Source organism: Dactylosporangium sp. NPDC005572 (assembly GCF_040605515.1).
Lineage (GTDB): Bacteria > Actinomycetota > Actinomycetes > Mycobacteriales > Micromonosporaceae > Dactylosporangium.
In genome coordinates, this window is the sequence record NZ_JBEXCY010000329.1 from 1 (window position 1) to 8,877 (window position 8,877).

Consider the following 8,877-nt stretch of genomic DNA (forward strand, 5'->3'; position numbering starts at 1 on the left):
GGCGGGCGGCGCGTTCGCGTTCGCGGGCGGCGAACCGGCGCCGGTCGCGGCGCCCGGCGGCCCGTCGCCGTCGCCGTCGGCGATCCCCGTCACCGACCTCCCCCGGGTGTACATCAGCGTGTCGCCGTCGGGAGCCGTCGAGCTCGGCCAGCCCGTCGGGAACGCCTCGGTGTCGCTGTGGTTCGCCGAGGCGGACGCGCGGTTCGTGATGGTCTTCGGGACGCGGGACAGCGCCGGCCGGATGGTCCTGCAGGGGATCGGCAGCGACCCGGACGTGGTGCCGCCCGGCCCCGGGGACGTCGGCTTCCACGCGGGCTACACGACGAGCGGCGGCGACAGCCGGTTCGTGCTCGGCTACGTGGTCGGGCCGGCCGGGAGCGGGCCGGGAGCGGTCGCGAACGTGTCGCTGACGATCGACGGGGTGCCGACCACCGCGGAGACGAGCGCGTGGCCCAAGGACCCCCGGGTGGTCGCGTGGTGGGTGCGGATGCCGGCCGACACCGCGCCGCTGGACGTCACCGGACTGACCGCGGTCGACGGTCGCGGCACGGTCATCGCGCGGGTTCCGGCAGGGCTGCGCTGATCGGGGCTTAGCGCAGGACGGCGGGCTGGCCGGCGTTGCGGCGCAGGAGCAGGACCGTGACCAGCGGCCAGGCCGCCTCGGCGCCGGTCGCGATCCGCTCGGCCAGGCCGACCAGCACGCCGGCGCCGAGCGCGACGGCGAACACGAACACCAGCGCAACGAGCACGAACGTCGCGGTGAGCATGACGCCGGCCGACGGGCGGAACGGCCCGCCGCCCGGCCGGCGCCAGAGTGCCGGCCACAGCGCCAGGCAGGCCAGCGCGATGGTCGCCGCGGCCTGGTGCGCGGCCGACTCGCCGGTCATCGGCACCGGGATCGCCGCGACCAGGATGGTGGCCAGGCCGCCGACCGCCAGCATCAGCCGGCACGGGCCGGAGAACGGGCGCAGGCCGAGGGCGGTCACGGCGTGGCAGACGCCGACGCCGACCAGGGCGAGCGTCATCACCCAGCGGTGGGCGGCGCCCATGCCGGCCAGGGCGCTGATCGTGTCCTGCAGCGAGTCGAACCCGGCGGGCTGGAGCGCGGCGGCGACCGTCCACCCGCCGATCAGCAGCACAGGTGCCGCGGCCGAGGACCACAGCGCGAACGTGGGGACGAAGTCGCGGCGCACTTGGCCGAGTATGCCCCGCGACCGGCGCCCTCGCTCGTTAAGTCGCGCACGACTGAATCGTGCGCTACTGTTGGCCCGTGGATGTGCTGCCACTGGACCGGCAGGTCTGTTTCGCGCTGTACACCGCCTCGCGGGCGGTCACGGCGCGCTACCGGCCGCTGCTCGACGAGCTGGGGCTCACGTACCCGCAGTACCTCGTCCTACTCGCCCTCTGGGAGCGCGACGGGCGGACCGTCAAGGAGCTCGGCACGGCGCTGCGGCTGGACTCCAGCACGCTGTCGCCGCTGCTCAAGCGCCTGGAGACGGCCGGCCTCGTGCACCGCGAGCGGCGGGCCGACGACGAGCGCTCGGTCACCGTCCGGCTCACCCCGCACGGCGCGGGGCTGCGCACCCGGGCCTCCGCGCTGCCCGCGCGGCTGCTCTGCGAAGACGGCCTCGACCTGGACGAGCTCAACGAGTTGCGGATCACGCTGACCCGGCTCACCACAGCACTGGACATGGCACTCGATGGGCGAGGAGAGATCGATGCAGGTGCTCTACACGGCTGACGTCACCGCCACCGGCGACGGCCGCGACGGCCACGTCACCAGCTCCGACGGGATCATCGACGTCGACGTCGCGGTGCCCAAGGAGATGGGTGGCGCCGGCGGCGCGACCAACCCCGAGCAGCTCTTCGCCGCCGGCTACGCGGCCTGCTACCACAGCGCCCTGCGCCTGGTCGCCCGCCGCGCGAAGGTCTCGGTCGACGGCACGGTCGTCAACGCGAAGGTCGGCATCGGCCCCAACGGCAGCGGCGGCTTCGGCCTCCAGGTGGCCCTCGCCGTCACCATCCCGGACACCGACCGCGAGACCGCGCTGCGCCTCGCCGAGGCCGCGCACCAGGTCTGCCCCTACTCGAACGCCACCCGTGGCAACATCGACGTGACGCTGGAGGTGGCCGCATGACGAACAGGCTGTGGCAGCTCGCCGCGCGCCCCGAGGGCGTGCCGACCGCCGAGCACTTCCGGCTGGTCGAGGAGGAGGTCCCGGTGCCCGGGCCGGGCCAGGTCGTGGTGCGCAACGAGGTCATGTCGGTCGACCCGGCGATGCGCGGGCGGATGAACGACGTCCCGTCGTACGTGGCGCCGTTCCAGCTCGACCAGCCGCTCGAGGGCGGCGCGGTCGGGACCGTCGTCGCCTCCGAGAGCCCCGACGTGCCGGTCGGCGCGAGCGTGCTGCACGGCCTCGGCTGGCGGGAGTACGCGCTGCTGGACGCGAAGCACACCCGCGTCGTCGACACCGCCGTCGCGCCCCCCTCGGCCTACCTGGGCGTGCTCGGGATGCCTGGGCTCACGGCCTACGCCGGGCTGCTCGACGTGGCGCACCTGAAGCCGGACGAGAACGTGTTCATCTCCGGCGCCGCGGGCGCGGTGGGCTCGCTCGCCGGCCAGATCGCCCGGCTGCGCGGCGCCCGGCTGGTGATCGGCAGCGCGGGCTCGGCGGCGAAGGTCAAGTACCTCGTGGACGACCTGGGCTTCGACGCCGCCTTCAACTACAAGGACGGGTCGGTGCGCACCCAGCTCAAGCAGCTGACCCCGGACGGCATCGACGTGTACTTCGACAACGTCGGCGGCGAGCAGCTGGAGGCGGCGCTCTTCCGCATGAACCTGCACGGTCGGGTGGCGGTCTGCGGCGCGATCTCGCAGTACAACGGGCCGGACGCGCACGGCATCCGCAACCTCAGCCTGCTGATCAGCAAGCGGATCACCCTCCAGGGCTTCCTGGTGATGGACCACTGGGGGCGCCGCCAGGCGTTCGTCGAGGAGATGACCGACTGGCTGCGGGAGAACCGGATCCAGGTCCCGGAGACGTTCGTCGACGGCATCGAGCACGCCCCGGACGCGTTCCTGGGCATGCTGCGCGGCGAGAACCTGGGCAAGATGATCGTGCGCTTCTGAGCGTCCGGGATGGCAGCATGGAGTCCGTGCTGCCATCCTCTGATCTGCGGACCGACCGGCTCGTCCTGCGCCGCTGGACGGCGGCCGACCGCGCCCCGTTCGCCGCGCTGAACGCCGACCCGGAGGTCATGCGGTACTTCCCGCGCCCGCTCACTCCGGGCGAGAGCGACGCCCTCGTGGACCGGATCGAGCAGCAGTTCGCCGAGCACGGCTACGGCCTGTGGGCGGTGTCCACCGTGGACGACCCGTTCATCGGCTTCGTCGGCCTGGCGTGGCAGCGCATCGACGCCCCGTGGGCGCCGGCGCTGGAGATCGGCTGGCGCCTGGCCCGCCACGCGTGGGGCCGGGGCTACGCGACCGAGGCCGCGGTGGCCGCCCGCGACTTCGCCTTCCGCCCGCGCGCGGAGGGCGGCGCGGGCATGACGGACATCGTCTCCATGACCACGGTGACGAACACGCCGTCGCAGGCGGTGATGCGCAAGATCGGCATGACCCGCGACCCGGCCGACGACTTCCGCCACCCGAACCTGCCGGTGGGCCACCCGCTCGAGCAGCACGTCCTGTACCGCCTGTACCGCCCGGCAACCACCTGAGCCGCCCCGCCCGGCGCGGTCAGCGGCGGGCCAGCGGGAGGTGCAGCTGGAAGGCCACCTCCGTGTAGCGGATCGTGGGCGGCGCCAGCGCCTGCAGCTGGCGCTCCAGCACGACCTGGAGCTCGCGCGGCGGGGCCTCCGGGCGGGCCATGATGCGGACCGCCACCGGGCGGGACGGGCCCAGGCGGAACTCCACCATGATCTCCTCGGTGGCGTGGCGCGAGCCCGTGAAGAGGCGGGCGATGACCACCCGGGCGCGCTCCACGAAGTCGCTCAGCTCGGCCGGCGTGGTGGCCCGGCGCAGCTGCTCCTCGCTCGTCAGCAGCACGATCCGGGGCAGCGGCTCGGTCTGTGGGAGGGCCGGCTGGGACGCCGAGGCGTCGTCCTCGATCGTCAGGCACAGCGCCGACACCGCGCCGTCGGGGAGGCCGATCTCGACCGGGCGGCCGGCCTCGACCGCCTGGAGCAGGCGGGCGTGCATCGCGCCGGTCAGCAGGGCCGCGAAGCCGTCCTCGACCTGGCGGGCGGTCGGCTCCACGCCGCCGCGGACGATGAGCAGGAAGTTGCAGCCCAGCCGGCTCGCCGAATCGCCGCCGGGGGCCACGATCGCGGCCGGGCCCTGCTGGCCGGGCGACCACACGTAGGTCTTCGGGGTGCCGGCGAGGCCCGGGAGGTACGCGCAGACGTCCGGCGCCTCCCGCATCGCCTCGCCGAGCGCGGGCAGCTCGGCGCGGGGCACCGAGAGCTCCAGCCGGCTGCCGTTGTGGACCACGCGGAGGAACGGCAGGTTGTAGGCCGGGGCCTGGGAGAGCAGGGTGGCGGCGCGGTACTCGGCGTCGTCGACCACCGGGGCGCGGCCGGGGCGGAACCAGTACGGGTGCGGGTAGTAGCGCTCCTGCGCGCCGAGCAGGGCCAGCACCCGCGCGTGGCCGAAGCGCTGCACGACCGCCGTCTCGCCGCCGACGAGCGGGAGCGCGACCAGCGCAGCGCCATCCACTGTGGACTGCATCGCCTGCGGCTCGGTGTAGACGAAGCCCGTCACGCGGTCGTCGGCGTCGACGCCCGGGCGGCCGAAGACGCTCACGTCGCCGGCGTCGACCAGGCGGCGCTCGGCAGCGAAGCCGTGGACGGTGCGCGACATCGTCAGCGGGTACCCCGGCGCCGGCGCCCCGGTCCGCGCCACGGCGAAGAACAGCTCCCGCTGCCCGTGCCGGGCCAGGCCCTCGGTCGTGTAGAGCAGCGCGGGCAGCATGCCGGAGGCCGTGCGGATGCCACCCTCAGCGATGGCGACCGACAGCTCGCCGGGAATGAGGTCCTCCCGGCCCAGGGGTAACGCGGAGCCCACGGGGCCGATCATGCCATCCACCCGCAACCACACCTGGCGCTCATCGACGTGAGCGCGGACGATGAACGCATGCGGATGACCTCCGAGCCACCGGACGGGTACGTCGCATTCGTCACCCGGCACCTCGAGCCGCTGCGGCGGGACGCCACCCGCGTGGTGGGCGCCCCGGACGAGGCCGACGCGCTCTACGGCGACGTCCTCACCGATGTGGCGACCCGCTGGACCTGGCTGGAGCTGCAGCGGACCCGCCTCGGCCACGCCGACGCCGCCGACGAGTTCCTCGGCCGGGTCTTCGCCCGCCGGTCGGAGCGGTTCTACCTCGACGAGACGCTGCCCGACGACGGGCTGGAGATCACGGTCACACCGGAGCTGCCGCCGGTCGCCGCGCCGCCCCGGCGCGTCTACGTCAGCAACGCGGTGCGGCTCGCGCCGATCGTCATCCCCCGCCGGGCTCGCGGCGGATTCGTCGCCGGGCCGGTCTGCGAGGCGGCGATCGCCTGGTGGCACGCCTACGAGAACATCCGCCGGCGCCGGCTGGTCTACGCCGGCTTCGTGCTCATCACCATGCTGCTGGCGCTGGCCAACTTCGCGGCGCCGCCCGTCGAGCCGTAGGCACGCCACATGTAGCCATCCTACATCTAGAACACCGGAAAAGTTCCCGAACGTGTTCAAGACCGCTTTCGACCGCACCGCGCATCGGACTCACTCGGCCCGGCGATAGAAACGGAGACAGGCACACCACGTCGTCAACAGGGGGCGCTCCGTGGATCACCTGTCCGTTCTCGCCGAGGCCGCCACACCGGGGGACTTCGCCGCCGCTCGCACGCAGATGGCGTTCTCCCTCGGCTGGCACATCATCATCGCCAGCTTCGGGGTGGCCATGCCGGCCATCACCCTCTTCATGGAGTGGCGCGGGTACCGCACCGGCGACGTCAACTACCGCCTGCTCGCCCGCCGCTGGGCGCGCGCCATGGGCGTGCTGTTCGCCGTCGGCGCCGTCTCCGGGACCATCCTCAGCTTCGAGATGGGCCTGCTGTGGCCCGGCCTGATGGGCACGTACGGCGAGGTCATCGGCCTGCCGTTCACGCTCGAAGGGTTCGCGTTCTTCATCGAGGCCATCTTCCTCGGCATCTACCTCTACGGATGGGACCGGCTCCCGCCGCGGGTGCACATGCTGTCCGCCATCCCGATCCTGATCGCCGGCGTCGTGGGCACGCTCTGCGTCGTCAGCGCCAACGCCTGGATGAACCAGCCGCGGGGCTTCGACCTCGTCGAGGGCAAGGTCGTCGGGGTCGACCCGTGGGGCGCGATGTTCAACCCGGCGACCGGGCCGCAGTCGGTGCACATGCTCGTCGCCGCGTTCATGGTGACCGGCTTCTGCATCGCCGGCGTCTACGCGGTGGGCATGCTGCGCGGGCGCACCGACCGGTACCACCGCCTCGGCTTCCTCGTCCCGTTCACCGTCGCCGCCGTCATGGCGCCGATCCAGGTCGGCGTCGGCGACTGGGCCGCGCACTTCGTCGCCGACTACCAGCCGGTGAAGCTGGCCGCGATGGAGGGGCTCTACGAGACCGAGCGCGGCGCGCCGCTGCACCTGGGCGGGGTGGCGGTCGACGGCGAGCTGCGGTACGCCGTCGAGATCCCCAACGCCCTCTCGCTACTGGCGCACTGGGACCCCAACGCCGAGATCATGGGGCTCAACGAGGTCCCCGCCGACCAGCACCCGCCGGTCAACGTCGTGCACTGGGCGTTCCAGATCATGGTCGTCGCCGGGCTCGCGATGCTCGGCGTGGCCCTCGCGTTCGCGTTCATCTGGAAGTGGCGCCGCCAGTGGCTCACCAACCGCTGGTTCCTGCGCGCCGCGTTCCTCTGCGGCCCGGCCGCCGTCCTCGCGCTGGAGGCCGGCTGGACGACGACCGAGGTGGGCCGGCAGCCGTGGGTGGTGTACGGCATCCTGCGCACCCACGACGCGGTCAACACGGCGCCCGGCCTGCGCGTCGGGCTGGTGGTGATCCTGCTCGTGTACGCGCTGCTGACGGTGGCGACCGTGTACGTCCTGCGGCGGCTGGCGCGTGACAAACCGGTACCGGTGGCGCCCCAGGAGTCCGACGTCGAGACCTTCCCGGTGCCGTGACCATGACCAGTGCTGACCTGATGCTGGCGGTGCTGTTCGCAGCCGTGACGGCCTACGCGCTCTTCGGCGGCGCCGACTTCGGCGCCGGGTTCTGGGACCTCTTCGCGGGCGGCGCGAAGCGCGGCCACCGGCAGCGCAAGCTGATCGAGCACGCGATCGGGCCGGTGTGGGAGGCCAACCACGTGTGGCTCATCTTCGCGATCGTGCTGCTGTGGACCGGCTTCCCGGCGGTGTTCGCCGGCGTGGCCGCGACGATGTACATCCCGCTCACCGCCGCGGCGCTCGGCATCATCGGGCGCGGCGCCGGGTTCGCGTTCCGCAAGATCAGCGTGACCCTGCCCCGGCAGCAGCTGTTCGGGGCCGGGTTCGCGTTCTCGTCCGTGGTCACGCCGTTCTTCTTCGGGGCGGTCGCCGGCGGCATCGCCACCGGCCGGGTGCCGCCCTGGGACCAGGGGCCGGGCGACATCCTCACCGCGTGGTGGAACCCGACCTCGGTCGCCACCGGCGCGCTGGCCGTCGGGGTGTGCGCCTACCTCGCCGCGGTGTTCCTCACGCACGACGCGAAGCGGGAGGACCCCGGCCTCGTCCCAGTCATGCGGCGGCAGGCGCTGTGGGCCGGGGCCGGCGTGGGCCTGCTGGCCGCGGTCGGGCTGGTGGTGGTCGAGCTGGACGCGGACTGGCTGGCCGGCCGGCTGTGGCGGCCCCTGCCGGCCGCTCTGATCGCCGTCTCCGCGCTGGCCGGCCTGGCGTCGATCGGGTTGCTGGCCCTCGGGAGGTACGTCGCGGTGCGGGTCACCAGCGGGCTCGCCGTCGCCGCGGTGCTCGGGGGCTGGGCCGCCGCCCAGTACCCGTACCTCCTGCCGCCCGCGACCACGGTCGACGCCGTCGCCGCCGACCCGGCGGTGACGCGCGCCACGCTGTGGGCCGTCCTGGTCGGTGTCGCGATCCTGGCACCGTCGCTCTGGTGGCTGCTCCGCCTGTCACAAACCCCAGCTCATCAGGGAGCGGGCGGTGAAACTGGTCACCAAGAAGACGGCAGGCGTTGACGAATGCTGCTAGTCTCCGCCGGAGTCATGGGAAATCTTCGGGCATTGAGGCGCTGGAGCGCGACGGCCGCCGCCGTCGCGGCCCTTGGCGTGCCCGTCGGCGCGATCGCCCTGGCCGTCCCGGCCCAGGCCGCCACCAACGGGCTCGACATCAAGGCGACGAACACCAACATTCAGGGCAAGCCGGGCGACAAGGTCAGCGTCGGCTTCCAGGTGACCAACCGCGGCCGGGAAGAGGTCAAGGGCGACGACGTCATCGTGGCGATCACGGTGCCGCCGCAGGCCCAACTCGACCCGGCCGACTACGGCGACGGCTGCGGCCAGATCAGCGGCGGCCGCGCGGTGCGCTGCCGGCTCGGCAAGGACATCGCGGCGGGCAAGTCCGCCGGCGGCTCGTTCAAGTTCGTGCTGAAGACCGGCGGCAACGGCCAGGGCGCCGTCGCCGTGCAGCCGGGCAACGCCAACGACCGGTTCACCGTCCGGGTCAGCGGCGCCTCCCCCTCCAAGACGCCCAGCGCCAAGGCGTCGGCCACCGAGGCGGCCGAGCCGACCGTCGAGGCCGCGCCGCCGGAGGCCGGCAACGGGGCCATCCCGCAGGCCGAGGACCCGCCGACGAGGAAGACCAGCGA

At 73.4% G+C, this 8,877-nt stretch carries 11 protein-coding genes; 9 read left to right on the forward strand and 2 right to left on the reverse strand.

Annotated features, from left to right (window positions below):
• Nucleotides 1-583, forward strand: a 583-nt coding sequence (locus tag ABZS66_RS58595; protein WP_354773183.1) for a hypothetical protein, incomplete at its 5' end; no start/stop codon positions are given.
• Nucleotides 584-590: 7 nt separating this feature from the next.
• Here the strand turns inward: ABZS66_RS58595 and ABZS66_RS58600 are convergent.
• The gene (locus ABZS66_RS58600) at nt 591-1,193 is read right to left on the reverse strand and encodes a DUF998 domain-containing protein (protein ID WP_354773185.1); all 603 of its coding nucleotides are present in this window, start codon (nt 1,191-1,193) and stop codon (nt 591-593) included.
• A 77-nt stretch (nt 1,194-1,270) separates the two neighbouring features.
• Here ABZS66_RS58600 and ABZS66_RS58605 point away from each other — a divergent pair, with 77 nt between their 5' ends.
• From ABZS66_RS58605 to ABZS66_RS58620, 4 genes are read left to right on the forward strand one after another with little or no spacing between them, the layout of a single operon-like run.
• A complete protein-coding gene (locus tag ABZS66_RS58605) occupies nt 1,271-1,741 on the forward strand; it encodes a MarR family transcriptional regulator (protein WP_354773187.1) in 471 nt (156 codons plus the stop codon).
• Nucleotides 1,719-2,138 (forward strand): organic hydroperoxide resistance protein, encoded by a 420-nt coding sequence (locus ABZS66_RS58610; RefSeq protein ID WP_354773189.1) that lies wholly within the window; start codon nt 1,719-1,721, stop codon nt 2,136-2,138. Before ABZS66_RS58605 ends, ABZS66_RS58610 begins: the two co-directional genes overlap by 23 nt.
• Complete coding sequence (locus tag ABZS66_RS58615; RefSeq protein WP_354773191.1) at nt 2,135-3,130, forward strand: NADP-dependent oxidoreductase; 996 nt, start codon at nt 2,135-2,137, stop codon at nt 3,128-3,130. Before ABZS66_RS58610 ends, ABZS66_RS58615 begins: the two co-directional genes overlap by 4 nt.
• A gap of 17 nt (nt 3,131-3,147) precedes the next feature.
• A complete protein-coding gene (locus tag ABZS66_RS58620) occupies nt 3,148-3,723 on the forward strand; it encodes a GNAT family N-acetyltransferase (protein WP_354773193.1) in 576 nt (191 codons plus the stop codon).
• Nucleotides 3,724-3,742: 19 nt separating this feature from the next.
• On the opposite strand, the gene ABZS66_RS58625 is transcribed toward ABZS66_RS58620, so the two are convergent.
• On the reverse strand, nt 3,743-5,080 hold the full coding sequence (locus tag ABZS66_RS58625) for a hypothetical protein (RefSeq protein WP_354773195.1): 1,338 nt from the start codon (nt 5,078-5,080) through the stop codon (nt 3,743-3,745).
• Between the two features lie 57 nt (nt 5,081-5,137).
• Here ABZS66_RS58625 and ABZS66_RS58630 point away from each other — a divergent pair, with 57 nt between their 5' ends.
• From ABZS66_RS58630 to ABZS66_RS58645, 4 genes are all read left to right on the forward strand, one after another.
• Nucleotides 5,138-5,680 (forward strand): hypothetical protein, encoded by a 543-nt coding sequence (locus ABZS66_RS58630; protein ID WP_354773197.1) that lies wholly within the window; start codon nt 5,138-5,140, stop codon nt 5,678-5,680.
• Between the two features lie 151 nt (nt 5,681-5,831).
• The gene (locus tag ABZS66_RS58635) at nt 5,832-7,202 is read left to right on the forward strand and encodes a cytochrome ubiquinol oxidase subunit I (RefSeq protein ID WP_354773199.1); all 1,371 of its coding nucleotides are present in this window, start codon (nt 5,832-5,834) and stop codon (nt 7,200-7,202) included.
• Nucleotides 7,203-7,204: 2 nt separating this feature from the next.
• Complete coding sequence (locus tag ABZS66_RS58640) at nt 7,205-8,248, forward strand: cytochrome d ubiquinol oxidase subunit II (RefSeq protein WP_354773201.1); 1,044 nt, start codon at nt 7,205-7,207, stop codon at nt 8,246-8,248.
• Between the two features lie 45 nt (nt 8,249-8,293).
• On the forward strand, nt 8,294-8,877 hold a 584-nt coding region (locus ABZS66_RS58645), incomplete at its 3' end, for a hypothetical protein (RefSeq protein WP_354773202.1).

Excerpts from the sequence above, each read along its gene's own strand:
- ABZS66_RS58620 (WP_354773193.1), top strand. The coding sequence starts at position 3,148 with ATGGAGTCCGTGCTGCCATCCTCTGATCTGCGGACCGACCGGCTCGTC.
- ABZS66_RS58630 (WP_354773197.1), top strand. The coding sequence starts at position 5,138 with ATGCGGATGACCTCCGAGCCACCGGACGGGTACGTCGCATTCGTCACC.
- ABZS66_RS58615 (WP_354773191.1), top strand. The coding sequence starts at position 2,135 with ATGACGAACAGGCTGTGGCAGCTCGCCGCGCGCCCCGAGGGCGTGCCG.
- ABZS66_RS58610 (WP_354773189.1), top strand. The coding sequence starts at position 1,719 with ATGCAGGTGCTCTACACGGCTGACGTCACCGCCACCGGCGACGGCCGC.
- ABZS66_RS58640 (WP_354773201.1), top strand. The coding sequence starts at position 7,205 with ATGACCAGTGCTGACCTGATGCTGGCGGTGCTGTTCGCAGCCGTGACG.
- ABZS66_RS58625 (WP_354773195.1), bottom strand. The coding sequence starts at position 5,080 with ATGATCGGCCCCGTGGGCTCCGCGTTACCCCTGGGCCGGGAGGACCTC.